The 16505-nt window shown below is 70.7% G+C and carries 17 protein-coding genes and 1 tRNA gene; 15 read left to right on the forward strand and 3 right to left on the reverse strand.

Going from position 1 to position 16505, the window contains the following annotated elements; genetic code table 11:
• Positions 1–46: 46 nt before the first annotated feature.
• Both FD678_RS16090 and FD678_RS16095 read left to right on the forward strand, forming a co-directional pair.
• Positions 47–730: a response regulator transcription factor gene (locus FD678_RS16090; protein ID WP_140725978.1), complete on the forward strand. Its 684-nt coding sequence runs from the start codon at positions 47–49 to the stop codon at positions 728–730.
• A gap of 25 nt (positions 731–755) precedes the next feature.
• Positions 756–2174, forward strand: coding sequence for an ATP-binding protein (locus FD678_RS16095; protein ID WP_218569779.1), 1419 nt, complete (start codon positions 756–758; stop codon positions 2172–2174).
• 402 nt (positions 2175–2576) lie between these two features.
• On the opposite strand, the gene FD678_RS16100 is transcribed toward FD678_RS16095, so the two are convergent.
• Together FD678_RS16100 and FD678_RS16105 are read right to left on the reverse strand one after the other, a co-directional pair.
• Positions 2577–3317, reverse strand: a complete 741-nt coding sequence (locus FD678_RS16100) for a zinc-dependent peptidase (RefSeq protein ID WP_140725981.1) — start codon at positions 3315–3317, stop codon at positions 2577–2579.
• Between the two features lie 29 nt (positions 3318–3346).
• Positions 3347–3607 carry a hypothetical protein gene (locus tag FD678_RS16105; RefSeq protein WP_218569780.1) on the reverse strand — a complete coding sequence of 87 codons (261 nt, stop codon included), beginning with the start codon at positions 3605–3607 and terminating at the stop codon, positions 3347–3349.
• A gap of 170 nt (positions 3608–3777) precedes the next feature.
• Between FD678_RS16105 and birA the strand changes: the two genes are divergently transcribed.
• The 13 genes from birA to rarD all read left to right on the forward strand — a co-directional run bounded on the left by birA (position 3778) and on the right by rarD (position 14780).
• Positions 3778–4743, forward strand: coding sequence for a bifunctional biotin--[acetyl-CoA-carboxylase] ligase/biotin operon repressor BirA (gene birA, locus FD678_RS16110; protein ID WP_140725987.1), 966 nt, complete (start codon positions 3778–3780; stop codon positions 4741–4743).
• Positions 4740–5474: a type III pantothenate kinase gene (locus FD678_RS16115; RefSeq protein WP_140725989.1), complete on the forward strand. Its 735-nt coding sequence runs from the start codon at positions 4740–4742 to the stop codon at positions 5472–5474. The genes birA and FD678_RS16115 overlap by 4 nt, the downstream gene beginning before the upstream one ends.
• 50 nt (positions 5475–5524) lie before the next feature.
• Positions 5525–6229: an SPOR domain-containing protein gene (locus FD678_RS16120; RefSeq protein WP_140725992.1), complete on the forward strand. Its 705-nt coding sequence runs from the start codon at positions 5525–5527 to the stop codon at positions 6227–6229.
• A 16-nt stretch (positions 6230–6245) separates the two neighbouring features.
• Positions 6246–6321: transfer RNA gene (locus tag FD678_RS16125), tRNA-Thr, on the forward strand.
• Between the two features lie 309 nt (positions 6322–6630).
• The gene (gene rocF, locus FD678_RS16130) at positions 6631–7548 is read left to right on the forward strand and encodes an arginase (protein ID WP_256661954.1); all 918 of its coding nucleotides are present in this window, start codon (positions 6631–6633) and stop codon (positions 7546–7548) included.
• A gap of 114 nt (positions 7549–7662) precedes the next feature.
• The gene (locus tag FD678_RS16135) at positions 7663–7815 is read left to right on the forward strand and encodes an entericidin A/B family lipoprotein (protein WP_140726000.1); all 153 of its coding nucleotides are present in this window, start codon (positions 7663–7665) and stop codon (positions 7813–7815) included.
• Positions 7816–7894: 79 nt separating this feature from the next.
• On the forward strand, positions 7895–8029 hold the full coding sequence (locus FD678_RS16140) for an entericidin A/B family lipoprotein (protein ID WP_140726003.1): 135 nt from the start codon (positions 7895–7897) through the stop codon (positions 8027–8029).
• A gap of 184 nt (positions 8030–8213) precedes the next feature.
• Positions 8214–8429, forward strand: coding sequence for a CsbD family protein (locus FD678_RS16145; protein WP_140726006.1), 216 nt, complete (start codon positions 8214–8216; stop codon positions 8427–8429).
• Positions 8430–8551: 122 nt separating this feature from the next.
• Positions 8552–9850 (forward strand): tryptophan--tRNA ligase, encoded by a 1299-nt coding sequence (locus FD678_RS16150; RefSeq protein WP_140726009.1) that lies wholly within the window; start codon positions 8552–8554, stop codon positions 9848–9850.
• 168 nt (positions 9851–10018) lie between these two features.
• Positions 10019–10954, forward strand: coding sequence for an MBL fold metallo-hydrolase (locus FD678_RS16155; protein WP_140726012.1), 936 nt, complete (start codon positions 10019–10021; stop codon positions 10952–10954).
• Positions 10955–11036: 82 nt separating this feature from the next.
• Positions 11037–12692: a M28 family metallopeptidase gene (locus tag FD678_RS16160; protein WP_140726015.1), complete on the forward strand. Its 1656-nt coding sequence runs from the start codon at positions 11037–11039 to the stop codon at positions 12690–12692.
• A gap of 298 nt (positions 12693–12990) precedes the next feature.
• Complete coding sequence (yedA, locus tag FD678_RS16165; protein WP_177497854.1) at positions 12991–13881, forward strand: drug/metabolite exporter YedA; 891 nt, start codon at positions 12991–12993, stop codon at positions 13879–13881.
• Entirely contained in the window at positions 13878–14780 is a 903-nt protein-coding gene (rarD, locus tag FD678_RS16170) for an EamA family transporter RarD (RefSeq protein ID WP_140726021.1), read from the forward strand. Before yedA ends, rarD begins: the two co-directional genes overlap by 4 nt.
• Positions 14781–14789: 9 nt before the next feature.
• Here rarD and FD678_RS16175 read toward each other — a convergent pair whose 3' ends face one another.
• Positions 14790–15905, reverse strand: coding sequence for an alpha/beta hydrolase family protein (locus tag FD678_RS16175; protein WP_218569781.1), 1116 nt, complete (start codon positions 15903–15905; stop codon positions 14790–14792).
• Positions 15906–16505 lie beyond the last annotated feature (600 nt).

Below are 16505 nucleotides of genomic sequence, written 5' to 3' on the forward strand. Positions count from 1 at the left end.
GACACATCCCAGGCCTGACGGCCACCAACGTAACTAGGGAGAGTTCATGCGTATCCTTCTGGTCGAAGACGAAGCCCCGCTGCGCGAGACCCTGGCCGCGCGCCTGAAGCGTGAAGGCTTTGCGGTCGACGCCGCGCAGGACGGCGAGGAAGGCCTCTACATGGGCCGCGAAGTGCCGTTCGACGTCGGCATCATCGACCTGGGCCTGCCCAAGATGTCGGGCATGGAACTGATCAAGGCCCTGCGCGACGAGGGCAAGAAGTTCCCGGTGCTGATCCTGACCGCGCGTTCGAGCTGGCAGGACAAGGTCGAGGGCCTCAAGCAGGGCGCCGACGACTACCTGGTCAAGCCGTTCCACGTCGAGGAGCTGCTGGCCCGCGTCAACGCGCTGCTGCGCCGCGCCGCCGGCTGGAGCAAGCCCACCCTCGAGTGCGGCCCGGTCGCGCTGGACCTGGCGGCGCAGACCGTCAGCGTGGGCGGCAGCAACGTCGACCTGACCAGCTACGAGTACAAGGTGCTCGAGTACCTGATGATGCATGCCGGCGAGCTGGTCTCGAAGGCCGACCTGACCGAGCACATCTACCAGCAGGACTTCGACCGCGACTCCAACGTGCTGGAAGTCTTCATCGGCCGCCTGCGCAAGAAGCTGGATCCGGACGGCGAGCTGAAGCCGATCGAGACCGTGCGCGGTCGCGGCTACCGTTTCGCGATCCCGCGCAACGAAGGCTGACCCTGGCGGCAGGACAGGACACAACGTGGTCGCCCGTTTCTGGTCCGTCCGGCGCTGGCGGCCGCGTTCGCTGCAGGCGCGCCAGCTGCTGGCCGCCAGCCTCAGCCTGCTCGCCTTCCTGGCCCTGGCCGGCTACGCGCTGGACGCGGTGTTCGCCGACACCGCCGAGAGCAACCTGCGCGAGCGGCTGAAGAACTACGCCACCAGCTACGTCAAGAGCATCGAGTTCGTCCGCGACGGCTCGCTCTACATCGGCGAGCAGCCGCCGGACCCGCGCTTCGACGTGCCCGGCGGCGGCGTGTACGCCGAAGTGGTGCGCCCCAGCGAGCGCTGGACCTCGATGTCGGCCGAGGGGCCGGTGCTGCCGCAGAGCGGCGGCATGCTGCGCCCGCGCGAGGAGCGCTTCGAGGGCCCTCTGCCGATGCTGCAGATCGACGGCAGCCAGGGCGAGGTGTACCGCTACGGCATGGGCGTGAGCTACGTCGAGCGCGAGCACGGCAACGAGATTCCCTACACGATCTACGTGATGGAGGACGCGCGCGGCCTCGGCGCGCAGCTGCGCCGGTTCCGCGGCAGCGTGTGGTTCTGGCTCGGCAGCGCCGGCGTGGTGCTGCTGCTGCTGCAGGCCTTCATCCTGCAATGGAGCCTGCGCCCGCTGCGGCGCGTGGTGAACGAGCTGACCAAGGTCCAGCGCGGCATGGCCCAGCGCATGAGCGAGAACCACCCGCGCGAGCTGGAGCCGCTGACCGACAGCATCAACGCCTTCATCGAGAGCGAGCGCGAGAACCTGGACCGGCAGCGCAACACGCTGGCCGACCTGGCGCACAGCCTGAAGACGCCGCTGGCGGTGCTGCGCACCCAGCTGGACAGCGGCGGGCCCGAGAAGGAGCTGCGCGAGGAGCTGGACGTGCAGCTGCGGCGCATGAACAACCTCGTCTCCTACCAGCTGGCGCGGGCCGCCTCGAGCGGGCACAAGCTGTTCGCCGCGCCGCTGCCGATCGAGTCCAACGCCGAGGAGATCGTGCGCGGCCTGGAGAAGGTCTACGCCGCCAAGGGCGTGCTGTGCGAGTTCGACATCGACGAGGACGCGCGCTTCCACGGCGAGCCGGGCGACCTGCAGGAACTGCTCGGCAACCTGCTGGAGAACGCCTTCAAGTGGGCGCGCCATCGCGTGCTGCTGACCGCGCGCGTGACCGGCGCCAGCGGCACGCGCCGGGCCGGCCTGGTGCTGGCGGTGGACGACGACGGCCCCGGCATCGCGCCGGAGGACGTGGCCAAGATCCTGCAGCGCGGCGTGCGCGGCGACGAGCGCGTGCAGGGCCACGGCATCGGCCTGTCGATCGTGCAGGACCTGGTCAAGGGCTATCGCGGCGAGCTGCAGGTCAAGCGCTCGGAAGAGCTCGGTGGCGCGCGCTTCGAGGTCACGCTGCCGCCGGGGCTGTGACCCGGCGCCTGCTCCTGTGCGATTGCCCCGAAGTCCGCGAAGCTTCCGGCATCCATTCGATGCGGCCGCGTAGGCGCCGAGGATACGCGCACGTTGTCCGCGTTCCGATCGAGATGGCCATGCACCTATCCGTTGGAAACCGTGCGCAGTCCTCGGCCGTTGTGAGGGACCTCGGCTGCTGAAAAGCGCTTCCCGCGTTCGCGGAAATGGCGTCGGCAAGGATCCTGGGCTTCGCTCGCGTCCTCGTCCGCCCTGCGGGCACCTTCTTCCGTATACGGGGGAAGGAAACGGCTGCTGCTCAAACAAGACCGGCAAAGCCCGTCGGGACCGAAGTCCTTCCCGCAGAATCCCTCCCGCAAAGTCCTCCCTGCAAAGGACGATCCGCTTCGCAGGCAGCCACGCTCAAGCGAACGGCGAAGGGCCGTAGAAACGCTCCAGGTGCGCCGCCACGTCCGGCATCTCCTCGCGCAACAACCCCGGCGCCGAAAAATGGTATTCGCTGGCGACGGCGAAGAACTCCTCCGGCGCCTCGGCCGCATAGGCGTCGATCGACGTATCGCGGCCGGCGTCCACCCGCCTGCAGAACGCGTCGTAGCTGCGCTGAAAATCGCGCGCCCACTCGCGCTGCCACTCGCGCGGCAGCAGCGGCGTGCCGTCGAGCACCCCATCGAGCGCATCGAGCTTGTGCGCCATCTCGTGCACCACCACGTTGTAGCCGGCGTTCGGGTCGGCGATGTCGGCGCGCACGTCGGCCCACGATACGATCAACGGTCCCTGCTCCCAGGCCTCGCCGATCAGCTCGTCCTCCCACTCGTGCAGCACGCCCGCCGCATCGACATGGCTGCGATGCACGCGAAACGCGTCCGGATAGACGATCAGCTGCGACCAGCCGCGCCAGCCGCCCGGTCCGAGTTCCAGCAGCGGCAGGCAGCAGGTCGCGGCCAGCAACACCCGGTCGGCGTCCTCCAGCACGAGCCCGCCGATCGGCGAGAGGGTCTTTTCGCGGAGGAACGCAGCGGTGAGCGCGCGCAGGCGTTCGGCGCGCGCCTCGTCGAGCGCGTGCAGCCACGCGCAACCTTCGCGGGCCGCGCGCCAGAGGGTCTCGTCGATCGTCGCCGGCCTGCGCCGGAACCAGCCGAACACGCCTTGGACTCAGCGCAACACGCCCTGGCTCAGCGGAACATGCCCGGCAGGAAGCTGTGCCAGCGCGGCATGCGCATGCGCGGGACGACCAGGTCGCCGTCGTTGCCGCCGCCCTGGGTGGTGGAGCTGCGCGAGCGCGTGCCGTTGGCGTGCGCCGGCGGGGCGGAGTCGGTGTCGGGAGCGGCGCCGCGCGCGGCCGAGTGCGGTGCGTCCACGCAGGGGCCACGGTCGGGATCGGCATAGCTGCCCGACGCCGCCCAAGCCAGCGTCGGGGCCAGCAACAGGATCAAGCAGGGAGCAACTCGGCGCATCGCGGACATCCGGGTGGCAGGTAAGCGCCCGATTCTAGCGCGGTTTTCGCCCCTGGCGGCAAGCCGGCCGGGGCGGATCGGGGCCTGCGGTCCGCCAGGGCGGCCGCATCGCGCATAATTTCCCGATTCATCTGTGGATAGAACGCCTAGTGGACGATCGCGCACTGCTGGCAAGACTCGCCGCCGGACGCACGTCGGGGGACGCGCTCGCGCGCGAGTTCGGGCTGACCCGGGCCGCGGTCTGGAAGCGGATCCAGAACCTGCGGGCGGCCGGGGTCGAGATCGAGGGCCGGGCCGGGGACGGCTACGGCCTGGCGCATCCGCTCGAGCTGCTGGATGCGCAGGCCATCACCGCCCGGTTGCCGGCCGCCGCGCGGGCCTCGCTGGCCGGGCTGGAGATCGCCTGGACGCTGGAGTCGACCAATACCGAGCTGTTGCGCCGGCCGGTACCGGCGCAGGGCGCGCAGGTGCTGCTGGCCGAGCGCCAGACCGGCGGCCGGGGCCGCCGAGGCCGCCAATGGGCGTCGCCGTTGGCTTCGCACATCTACCTCTCGCTGTCGCGGGGCTTCGCCGGCGGCCTGGCGCAGCTGGCCGGGCTCAGCCTGGCGGTGGGCGTGGCCGCGGCCGAGGCGCTGCGCGCGGCGGGGTTCGCCCAGGTGGGGCTGAAGTGGCCCAACGACCTGCTCGCCGGCGGCGCCAAGCTGGGCGGGCTGCTGGTCGAGGGCGGCGGCGAGGTGGCCGGGCCGGCGCGGGCGGTGATCGGGCTGGGCCTCAACGTGCACATGCCGGCGGCGTTCGCGACCGGGATCGGCCAGGCCTGGACCGACCTGGACACGCTGGCCGGGCAAGCGGTGTCGCGCAACCGCATCGTCGCCATGCTGCTGGCGGCCTTGCTGCCGGCGCTGGACGAGTTCGACGCCGGGGGACTGGCCCCGTTCCTGCCGCGCTATGCGGCGCTGGACCTGCTGGCCGGGCGAGCCGTGCGCATCGAGGAAGCGGGCGCGCTGTCCGAGGGCATCGCGCGCGGCCTGGCCGACGATGGCGCGTTGCGCATCGAGACGCCCGGTGGCATGCGCCACGTCCATGCCGGCGAAGTCAGCGTGAGGGCGCAATGAGCCAGTGGTTGTTCGACCTGGGGAATTCCCGTTTCAAGTTCGCGCCGCTGCAGGGCGATCGCGCCGGCGACGTGCAGGCGTGGGCGCACGGCGCCGAGGCGATGGACGCCGGCCTGCTCGCGGCGCTGCCGACCGGCGAGGTGGCGTACGTCGCCAGCGTGGCCTCGGCCGCGCTCACGGCGCGCATGCTGCAGGTGCTCGGCGAGCGCTTCGGCGAAGTGCGCGTGGCGCGCACCGCCGCCGAATGCGCCGGGGTGCGCATCGCCTACGCCGAACCTGCGCGCTTCGGCGTGGACCGTTTCCTGGCGCTGCTGGGCGTGCGTGGCGAAGGCCCGGTGCTGGTGGCCGGCGTCGGCACCGCGCTGACGATCGACGTGCTGGATGCCGACGGGCTGCATCGCGGCGGTCGCATTTCCGCCTCGCCCACGACGATGCGCGAAGCCCTGCACGCGCGCGCGGCGCAGTTGCCGGCGCAGGGCGGCGAGTACGCCGAGTTCGCCAACGACACGGCCGACGCGCTGGCGTCGGGGTGCGACGGCGCGGCGGTCGCGCTGGTCGAGCGCAGCCTGGCGCAAGCCGAGGCGCTGCTGCAGGCGCCGGTGCGGCTGGTGCTGCACGGCGGCGGCGCGCCGGCGCTGCTGCCGTTGCTGCCGCAGGCCATGCATCGCCCGCCGCTGGTACTGGACGGACTGGCGACCTGGGCGGGCTACCACCCTGCGCCACGCGGCTAGCGGCCGGTATCCGCGCCCCAAGGTCCCGCAACACGCTCTAGAATCCGCCGATGCTCGTACGCGCCCTCATCGTCGTTCTGGCCATCCTCAACCTGGGCGTGGCGCTGTGGTGGTTGTCGCGCCCGGACGCTGCGCCGGCCGTGCCGCCGGTCGCAGGCCATCCCGCCGGCGTGGCGACGCTGGAGCTTGCCGGTCCCGCCGATGCGTCCGCGACGCCTGCCGTGGAGGCGCCCGCCGCGACCGCGCAGGCGGAACCGGCGCCATCTCCGGCGCCACCGCCGGCGGCCAATGCCGCGCCGCCGGCCGAACCGGAGGCGCGTTGCCTGAGCCTGGGCCCCTATGCGACGCAGGCCGAGGCGCAGGCTGCGCTGGGCCGCGCCGGTGCGTTGCTGGAGAAAGGCCGCCTGCGCGAGGAACACGCCGACGCCAGCGGCTACCGGGTGCTGATGCCGTCGGTCGGCGATCGCGCCATGGCGCAGGCGATCGCCAAGCGCATCGCCGAAGCGGGACTGGGCGATTACTACGTGATCAGCAAGGGCGAGGACAACACCGTCGCCCTCGGCCAGTACCGCAGTCGCGAAGGCGCCGAGCGGCGATTGGCCGAGCTGAAGGCGAAGGGGTTCTCGGCCGAACTGGTCGTCAACGGCCAATCGCGCTGGTGGATCGACGCGCGCACCCGCGCGCCGGGCAAGTCCTTGCCGGCGGCGCTGGGCGCGCCGCGCCAGCGTTCGCTGGATTGCGCGGCCATGCGCTAGAATGCCGGGCTCCCGTGCCGGTATAGCTCAGTCGGTAGAGCAACCGCCTTGTAAGCGGTAGGTCCCCAGTTCGAATCCGGGTGCCGGCACCATCTTCTCCCAGGCCGCGCGCCCCGCCGCGATCTCCAGGGCCGGCGAGCGTCATCGACTCGCTCACGATCGCGCAACATCTTCCTAACAGTCGTTCGCGCATGCTTCGCCTACCAGCTGTGCAGCCGTAGGGGCGTGACCCAAGGCGGCTTAAAGGATGCAGGTATCCGCAGCTGGACCACATTCCCGGCGCGTGCGCGGTGGCTGACGCCACCGCGCACGCGCCGTGCTGTTGCGCTGCCGCAGGAGCCTGCGCATCGCCATCGCTAGACTGCGCTCCTTTGTTTGTTCCGGAAGGAGCCCAGATGACCATGCGATATCCCCCCGTTTCCCTGATCGGCGTGCCGACCGACATCGGCGCAGGCCATCGCGGCGCGCGGATGGGGCCCGAGGCGCTGCGCATCGCCGGCCTGGCCGAAGCGCTTTCCGCGCGCGGCGTGGAGGTGCGCGACGTGGGCAACCTCGATGGCCCGCGCAATCCCTGGCAGGCGCCGGTCGGCGGCTACCGGCACCTCGACGAGGTCGTCGAGTGGAACCGCGCGCTGATGCAGGCCAGCTATCGCGAGCTGCAGCAGGGGCGCATGCCGATCATGCTCGGCGGCGACCATTGCCTGGCGATCGGGTCGATCACCGCGGTGTCGCGCTGGTGCCGCGAGCAGGGCAAGACGTTGCGGGTGCTGTGGCTGGACGCGCACTCGGATTTCAACACCAGCGAGGTTACGCCTTCGGGCAACGTGCACGGCATGCCGGTGGCGTGCCTGTGCGGACTGGGGCCGCGTTCGCTGACCCACCTGGGCGGCGACGCGCCCGCGCTGCGGCCGGACCAGGTACGCCAGATCGGCATCCGCTCGGTCGACCCGGACGAGAAGCGCTTGATCAAGCAGCACCGCATCGACGTGTACGACATGCGCCACATCGACGAGGTGGGCATGAAGAAGACCGTGGAGGCGGCCCTGGAGGGACTCGACGAGGGCACCCACCTGCACGTGAGCTTCGACGTCGATTTCCTCGATCCGAGCATCGCGCCGGGCGTGGGCACCACGGTGCCGGGCGGCCCGAACTACCGCGAGGCGCAGCTGGTGATGGAGATGATCGCCGACACCGGCCGGATGGGATCGCTGGACATCGTCGAGCTGAACCCGGTGATCGACAACCGCAACCTGACCGCGGAACTGGCGGTGGACCTGGTGGAAAGCCTGTTCGGCAAGTCGACCCTGATGCGGGATTGATCGCTGCCTGAACGGTACCGTGGGCGTTCACGCCGATTCGACGGACGCGCAGTCAGATTTGTCGCCAAGCGGCAGGCGTGCGAGCGCCTGCCGCGCCGAAAGAGGATCAAGCCGATGAAACGACTGCTTACGATGACGATGCTGGGCCTGTTTGCCGCAGGCATGCTGAGCGGGTGCAATACCGTGGCCGGCGCGGGCAAGGACATGCAGGGGGCGGGCCAGAAGGTGGAAAACACGGCAGAGAAGTGCAGCGACGGCAAGTGCTGATGCCGTGCTCGGCGGTGGAGAGGCGCCGGTGCGGCGTGCCGCGCCGGCATACGACGACATGACCTGAGGGAATGATGCGATGAAGCGTGCAATGGTTCTGCTGATGCTGGGGCTGTTCTCGGTCGCAACGCTGTCCGGCTGCAACACCGTGGCCGGCGCGGGCAAGGACATCAAGGGCGCGGGCGACAAGATCGAGGACGCCGCGAAGAAGTAGGAGCCTCCCTGCTGTCGACGAGGAAAACGGGCCTTCGGGCCCGTTTTTTTTGCCGATGGCCGACGGCGTTCATGGCGGTGAAAGAGGCCTCGACGCCCGTTGATGCGATGCCAACGCGCGCGGCCGCACCGTGCCACGGGGCGCGACGATGCGCGCCTCGTTTGCTCACCAACGGGAGTTCGCGATGAACAAAGACATCATTTCCGGCAAGTGGACCCAGCTCAAGGGCAGGATGCAGGCGAAGTGGGGCGACCTGACCGACGACGATTTCGACGTCGTCGAGGGCAATGCGAAGTACCTCTCGGGCAAGCTCCAGGAACGCTATGGCTGGGACCGCGACCGTGCCGAGCGGGAGGTGCGCGACTTCGAGGCGTCCCTGCGCACGGACTACCGCGAGTGACCGCCCGGCGGGGCCGGAACGGGTGGCCGGCCCCGCCGTAGCGGGCCGGTCGCCCCCGGGGAGCGGCCAGGGCGCGGGCAGCGGGTAAACTTCACCGGTTGAAACCCGCCAGTCCCCACCGCATGACCACCCGCGTCCTTACCGGCATCACCCCTTCCGGCACCCCCCACCTGGGCAACTACGTCGGCGCGATCCGCCCGGCGATCGCCGCCAGCCGGAACGCCGGCACCGAGAGCTTCTACTTCCTAGCCGACCTGCACAGCCTGATCAAGGCGCAGGATCCGGACCGCACCCAGCGCTCGACGCTGGAGATCGCCGCCAGCTGGCTGGCCTGCGGGCTGGACCCGGACAAGGTGTGGTTCTACCGGCAGAGCGACGTGCCGGAGACCACCGAGCTGATGTGGCTGCTGACCTGCGTGGCCGGCAAGGGCATCCTCAACCGCGCGCACGCCTACAAGGCGGCGGTGGACAAGAACACCGCCGAGGGCGAGGACGCCGATGCGGGCGTCACCGCCGGGCTGTTCATGTACCCGGTGCTGATGGCGGCCGACATCCTGATCTTCAACGCGCACCAGGTGCCGGTGGGCCGCGACCAGGTCCAGCACATCGAGATGGCGCGCGACTTCGCGCAGCGCTTCAACCACGTCTACGGCAAGGACTACTTCGTGCTGCCGGAGGCGGCGATCGACGAGAACGTGGCGACCTTGCCGGGCCTGGACGGCCGCAAGATGAGCAAGAGCTACGGCAACACGATCCCGATGTTCGCCCCGCGCGAGGAGCTCAGGAAGCTGGTGTTCTCGATCGTGACCGACTCGCGCGCGCCGGGCGAGCCGAAGGACACCGAGGGCTCCGCGCTGTTCCAGCTCTACCAGGCGTTCGCCACCCCCGAGGAAACCGCCGCGTTCGCGCGCGCCTTCGCCGAGGGCATCGGCTGGGGCGACGCCAAGCAGCAGCTGTTCGAGCGCATCGACCGCGAGATCGCGCCGCTGCGCGAGCGCTACGAGGCGTTGATGGCCGACCCGGCCTGGATCGAGGCGATCCTGCGCAGCGGCGGCGCGAAGCTGCGCGAGAAGTACGCCAAGCCGCTGCTGGCGCAGCTGCGCGACGCGGTGGGCCTGCGCGACCTGGCGCGGCAGCCCGAGGCGGCCAGGCGCGATGGCGCGGCCAAGGCGGCGCTGCCGGTGTTCAAGCAGTACCGCGAGAAGGACGGGCGCTTCTACTTCAAGCTGCTCGATGGCGAGGGCGCGCTGCTGCTGCAGAGCGAGGGCTTCGATTCGCCGCGCGATGCCGGCCAGCTGATCGGCGTGCTCAAGCAGGCCGAGCGCGGCGACCAGCTGGAGACCCCGCTGGTCAAGGTCGAGGCCGAGGTCGCGAGGGTGCTGGACGCGTTGCGCGCATTGCGCGAGGCGGCCGAAGGGTAAATATCGCCCTGGTCTTGGCGGGAGCGGCTTCAGCCGCGATTCGGAAGCCCCATCGCGGCTGAAGCCGCTCCCGCAAGTCCGCTTGCCTGGCCGCTTGCGACCAAAGCCGCATCGAAGCGGCGCGGCGCCTCTCCTAGAATCGGGCGGTCGCTACACGAGCCCGCCACGATGCCCCGCGATCCGAGCATCCATACCATCGACACCGGCTTCCAGCGCGCGCAGTTCGATGCGGCCTACCTGGTGGTCGAGCAGGGGCGCGGCGCCTTCATCGATTGCGGTACCAGCCTGTCGGTGCCGGCGATGCTGGCGGCGCTGCGGGATGCGGGGTTGGCGCCGGAGGACGTGGACTGGCTGATCCTCACCCACGTGCACCTCGACCACGCCGGCGGGGCGGGCCGGTTGCTGCGGTTGCTGCCGTCGGCGCGCTTGCACGTGCATCCGCGCGGGGCGCCGCACATGATCGACCCGGCGCGCCTGATCGCCGGCGCCACCGAGGTGTACGGCGCGGAGGAAATGGCGCGCAGCTACGGCGAGATCGCGGCGGTGCCGCAGGCGCGGGTGGCGGTGGCCAACGACGGCGATGCGCTGTCGCTGGCCGGGCGCACGCTGCTGTGCGTGGAGACGCCCGGGCATGCGCGCCACCACCAGTGCGTATGGGACGAGCGCAGCCGCTGCTGGTTCACCGGCGATGCGTTCGGCATCTCCTACCGCGAACTCGACAACGCCCGCGGCGAGGCGTTCGTGATCCCCACGTCCTCGCCGGTGCAGTTCGATCCGGACGCGATGCGCGGCTCGATCGAGCGGATGATGGCGTACCGGCCCGAGGCGATGTACCTGACCCACTACGGCCGCGTGGAGGGCGTCGAGCGGCTCGCGCAGGCGCTTTACGAGCAGATCGAGGCGATGGTGGCGATCGCGCGGGGATGCGAGGGGCGTGCCGACCGCCATCGTTGCCTGGTGGCGGCATTGGGCGAACTGTACCGGGAGCGCGCGCGCCTGCATGGCTGCCTGCTCGACGAGCAGGGCGTGGAGCGCGTGCTGGCGGCGGACATCGAACTCAACGCGCAAGGATTGGGCTGCTGGCTGGACCGGCCGCGGCGGTGAGCCGCCGCGAGCGGCGGAGCGGCCCGCGCCGTGGATGTAAACTGGGCGGCCACTCCGTCGAAAAGGTCCTGTCGTGAACCCGATGCGCATCCTGCTCCTGTCCGCCTGCCTGTTCGTGGGGGGCATCGCGCAGGCGGCCAACGACGTGCCGGGCGGCGGGATCGATGCCGAGGCGCTGTCGCGGCACGTGCGCGTGCTGGCGTCGGACGAGTACGAAGGGCGCGCCCCGGCCAGCGCCGGGGAGCAGCGCACGGTCGATTACCTGGTCGACCAGTTCAAGCGGGCCGGCTTGCAGCCCGGCGGCGACAAGGGCGGCTGGACGCAGGCGGTGCCGCTGGTGCGGGCGCAGGTCGAAGGCCCGGTCGAGGCGACCTTGAAGGTCGCCGGGCAGAGCCAGGCGCTGGCCAACGGCGAGGACATCACCCTGCAGAGCCTGCGCCCGCTGTCGAGGGTGTCGTTCAAGGATGCGCCGCTGGTGTTCGTCGGCTACGGCATCGCCGCGCCGGAACGGCACTGGGACGACTACAAGGGCGTGGACCTGCGCGGCAAGGTCGCGGTGGTGCTGATCAACGACGCCGATTTCGAGGCCGCCCAGCCGGGCGCGTTCGACGGCAAGGCGGTGACCTACTACGGGCGCTGGACCTACAAGTTCGAGGAGGCCGCGCGCCGCGGCGCCGCCGGCGTGCTGATCGTGCACGAGACCGCGCCGGCCGCCTATGGCTGGAACACGGTGCGCAGCTCGGGCCTGTCGCCGGTGTTCGACATCGAGCGCACCGTGGCCGACGCCAAGGCGCAGCACGTGCCGGCGCGCGGCTGGATGCAGCGCGAGCTGGCGGTGTCGCTGTTCAAGCGCGCCGGGCTGGACTTCGAGGCCGCCAAGCGCAGCGCGCAGCGCGCCGACTTCAAGCCGGTGCCGCTGGGCGATGCGACGCTGTCGGTGGATTTCCGGGTCAAGCGCGAACGCGTGGTCACCCACAACGTGGTGGCGAAGATCGAAGGCAGCGCGCATCCGGACGAGACGGTGATCTTCTCCGCGCACTGGGACGCCTTCGGCGTGGCCGACGGCGCCGGCGCCGGCGGCGACCGCATCCGCCGCGGCGCGGTCGACAACGCCACCGGCGTGGCCAGCGTGCTGGAACTGGCGCGCGTGTTCGCCGCCGGGCCGCGCCCGCAGCGCACGCTGTACTTCATCGCGCTGACCGCCGAGGAGAAGGGCCTGCTCGGCGCCAGCTACTACGCCGCCCATCCGCTGGCGCCGCTGGACAGGACCGTGGCGGTGCTCAACATGGAGATGTTCAGCCCGGACGGCCCGACCCGCGACATCGCGTCCTGGGGCAAGGGCCGGGTGTCGCTGGAAGGCGACCTGGAGAAGGCGGCGCAGGCGCGCGGGCGCAGCTACTCGCCGGACCCGAACCTGGAAGCCGGCTTCTTTTACCGGGCCGACCATTTCGCGTTCGCGCGGATGGGCGTGCCGTCGATCACGATCGGACCCGGCCTGGACAAGTACGAGGGCGGCGTCGCCGCCGGCAAGGCCTTGCGCGAGAAGTACTTCGCCGACTGCTACCACCAGCCGTGCGACCGCTGGACGCCGCAATGGGACGCCAGCGGCCATGCCGCCGACACCACCCTGGTCTACGACCTCGGCGAGCGGCTGGCCAACAGCCGCGAGTGGCCGAGCTGGCAGGACGGGTCGGAATTCAAGGCGGCGCGCGATGCCAGCGAGGCCGCGCGGCGCTGAAGAGAATGTGTGTGGGGGGGCAGTCCCGGCGGGTTTCCTGTTAGAGCCCGTCGGGGACTGGACTCCCTCCCGCAAGGTGCATTAGTGGGAAGTCCTTCGGCGGGGAACCGTCGCGATGCTGGTATTGGCGCTGTTGTTGGGCGGTGTAGTCTGCGTTTTCCGTTGGGGGCAGCTTCTGTGGGAGCGGCTTCAGCCGCGACAGGCGTTACCGGTAGAGCTTCATCGCGGCTGAAGCCGCTCCCACAGGGTTCTCCGCTCCAGTAGGCCTGGAATCTTCTTTCTGTCTTGCGATCCTTCTATGTCATCTCCCGCTTCCGCGCGGGCCTCGCGCGCCGCCGTCGTCCTCGCCCTGTTGCTGGTCTACGTGGTTTGGGGCTCCACCTATCTCGCGATCCGCTTCGCGCTGGAAGGCGGCGCATTGCCGCTGACGATGGTGTCCGGCACGCGTTTCATCGTGGCCGGCACGCTGCTGTACGCGGTGCTGCGCTGGCGCGGCGTGCCGGCGCCGACGCGCGCGCAATGGCCGAACGTGGCGATGATGGGCGGCACGTTGCTGCTGCTCGGCAACGGCATGGTGGTGCTGGCCGAGCGCAGCGTGTCCTCCGGGCTGGCGGCGACCGCCGTGGCCTCGGTGCCGTTGTGGATGGCGCTGTTCGGCGCGATGCGCGGCCAGCACTTCAGCCGCGGCGAGTGGATCGGCGTGGTGATCGGCTTCCTCGGCGTGGTCTGGCTCAACGCCGGCAGCAGCCTGACCGCAACGCCCATCGGGCTGGTGCTGCTGTTGATCGCGCCGGTCGGCTGGGCGTTCGGTTCGGTGTGGTCGCGCGGCCGCGACCTGCCTTCGCCGTTCATGGCCGCCGCCGGTCAGATGCTGTGCGGCGGCGTGCTGCTGGTGCTGGCCGGCCTGGCGATCGGCGAGCGGCCGCAGGCGCTGCCGACGCCGCACGAGCTGGCCGCGGTGGCGTACCTGTGCGTGTTCGGATCGATCGTCGCGTTCACCGCCTACGTCTGGCTGCTGCACCACGTGCGGCCGGCGCTGGCCGGCAGCTACGCCTACGTCAACCCGGTGATCGCGGTGGCGCTGGGGGCGTGGCTGGCGCACGAGCGGTTCACCGCGCACGACCTCGGCGCGATGGCGGTGATCCTGGCCGGCGTGGCGGTGGTCACCCTGGCGAAGGCGCGCAAATGAGCGCGACCGACGCGCGCGAGGCGCGCCGCGGCCTGGCGATGAGCGCCGGGGCCTTCGTGATCTGGGGCCTGGTGCCGATGTACTGGCATCTGCTCAAGTCGGTGCCGTCGTTCCAGATCATCGCCCACCGCATCATCTGGAGCACGGTGTTCGTGGTGGCCTGGCTGCTGTTCTCCTCGCGCCTGCGCTGGTGGCGGCAGGTCGCCGCGCAGCCGCGCGCGCTGGGCGTCCTGGCGCTGAGCAGCTGCGCGATCGCGTTCAACTGGGGCCTGTACATCTGGGCGATCAACGCCGGCCACGTGATCGAGAGCAGCCTGGGCTACTTCATCAACCCGTTGGTCAACGTGGTGCTCGGCGTGCTGGTGCTGAAGGAGCGGCTGCGCGGCGTGCAGTGGCTGGCGGTGGCGTTCGCCGCGGCCGGCGTGGCCTGGATCACGATCGACGCGGGCGCGCCGCCGTGGATCGCGCTGGGCTTGGCCATGTCGTTCGGGCTGTACGGGTTGCTGCGCAAGCGGGTGGCGGTGGATGCCGTGGCCGGCCTGGCGGTGGAGAGCCTGTACCTGTTCCTGCCGGCGCTGGCATTCGCGGTCTGGAGCGAGCTGGGCCACGGCGGCGCGTTCCTGCACGGCTGGGGCTGGCGCGACGACCTGCTGCTGGTGCTCGGCGGCCTGGTCACGGCGGTGCCGCTGATCGCTTTCGCCTACGGGGTGCGCCGCGTCGCGTTGTCGCTGGTCGGCATCCTGCAGTACATCGCGCCGAGCCTGCAGTTGCTGCTGGGCGTGTGGTTCTTCCACGAGCCGTTCGACCGGGCGCGGGCGATCGGCTTCGGCGCGATCTGGCTCGGCTTGCTGCTGTTCGTCGGCGACAGCCTGTGGCGTGCGCGCCGCGCCGCCCCGTAGGCGGGGGTATCAACTGCGCGGCGGATCCGGCAGGTCCTGCTGCAGGGCCAGGATGTTGGCCTCCCGCGGCATTTCCGGGGCGGGGCAACCCGCGCGGCCCGAACCGTCCCGGGACAGCCAGTCGTCGACCACGCCGCCGAGCAGGTCCAGCCGCAGCGGCAGGCTCAGGTGGTTCTCGCCGCGCATCTCGATGTAGTGCACGCGCTGGCTGGCGTGGGCGAGCCTGCGGCCGTGCGCGACCGGGATGTGCTGGTCGGCGTCGCCGTGCAGCAGCAGCACGCAGGCCTGGGTATCGGCGAGCGCGCGGGTCACGTCGATGCGGTCCAGGTTCAGGCGCAGGCGCTGGTCGGCGGCGGCGATCACCGCGTCGAGGTCCTGGTTGCCGTAGCGCCACCGCGCATAGGTGGCCACGGCCTGCGCCTTCCAGCCGCTGGGCCGGCTGGCCAGCATGTGCGGGACCATGTCGCGGATGCCGCGCCCGGCGTTGGCGAAGGATTCCATGGCGACCACGCCGGCGACCTGCGGGCCGAGCTTGTCGGCGGTGAACAGCGCGGTGGCGGCGCCGTAGGAAATGCCGAACAGGTACAGCGGCCCGGCGACCTCGCCGCGGGCGCGCAGGGCGTCGATGACGTCGATGACGTCGTCGGATTCGCGGGTGCCGTAGCCGGCCGGGCCGCCACCGGAATGGCCGTGGTTGCGCAGGTCGATGGTGACCACGCGGTAGCCGGCCTGGGCCAGCTGCAGCGACCAGGGCAGCAGCGAGTCGCCGTCCATCATCCAGCCGTGCAGCAGGACCACGGTGCCGCGCGGGGCCAGGGGCCGGAATGGCCGCGGCAGCGTGAAGGAGAAGTCCACGTCCAGCGGCTGGCCGGCGTCGTGGCGCTGGCCGAGGTAGCGGTAGCGCAGGCCGTACTGGCCGGGATCGAAGGCGCGCCAGAAGATCGGCACGCCGTCGCGGGTGACGACGTGGCCGTTGCGGTTGGGGATCGCGGCGATGGTGGCGGCGATCTGCTCTTCGTCGAGCAGCGGCGACACGCCGCCAGGAGCGACCAGGCGGTCGCTGAGCGAGGTGGATGAACAGGCGGCCAGCCACAGGCAGGCGCAGGCCAGGATCAGCAGGCGCATCATGGCGGTGGGGGAATGCGGGTAATGGCCGGGCAGGCTACGCCGTCATGGGGCGGTCATCTACCGCGTTTCGATGACGGTTGGATGACAGGTGGAGTTTGTTCAGGCTGGAGGTCCAAGATCCAGGGGCTTTGTTTTTGCTTTTTTGTTTAGGGCAAAAGCTTTCGCCTTGCGGCGAGTCACTTTTCTTTGCTTGTGCACGCGCGCTGCAGGAGCAGCGCCGCACGGCGACGCCGCCCGAAGGGCGCGGCACAGGGATGTGCCGCGTAAAGAAAAGTAACCCAAAGAAGCGCTTCACGGCAGCCGAAGCGCTTCACAACAGCCGAATGGCTGGTCATGGCTGATCAAGCACACCCCGCCTGCGCGCCCGCAGCTTTGCTGCGGGTCCGCGGAGCCGGCGAAAAACGGCGCACTCGTCCGCTACGCGGACGAGCCCGGGGCATTCGCCGCGCGGCGAATGCCCGCTCGCCGGGGCGAAGCAGTGCTTCGCCTTTTCCGGCGAGCCCCTGTGCGCCGCCCTTCGGGTTTTCCCCGCCGGCTCCGCCGCTTGGGAGGGGCCGCGCCGCAGTGATACTCGTAGGCCATGGAGGTTGGCGCACC

Source organism: Pseudomonas sp. Hp2 (genome assembly GCF_006386585.1).
Taxonomy (GTDB): Bacteria; Pseudomonadota; Gammaproteobacteria; order Xanthomonadales; family Xanthomonadaceae; genus Pseudomonas_S; species Pseudomonas_S boreopolis.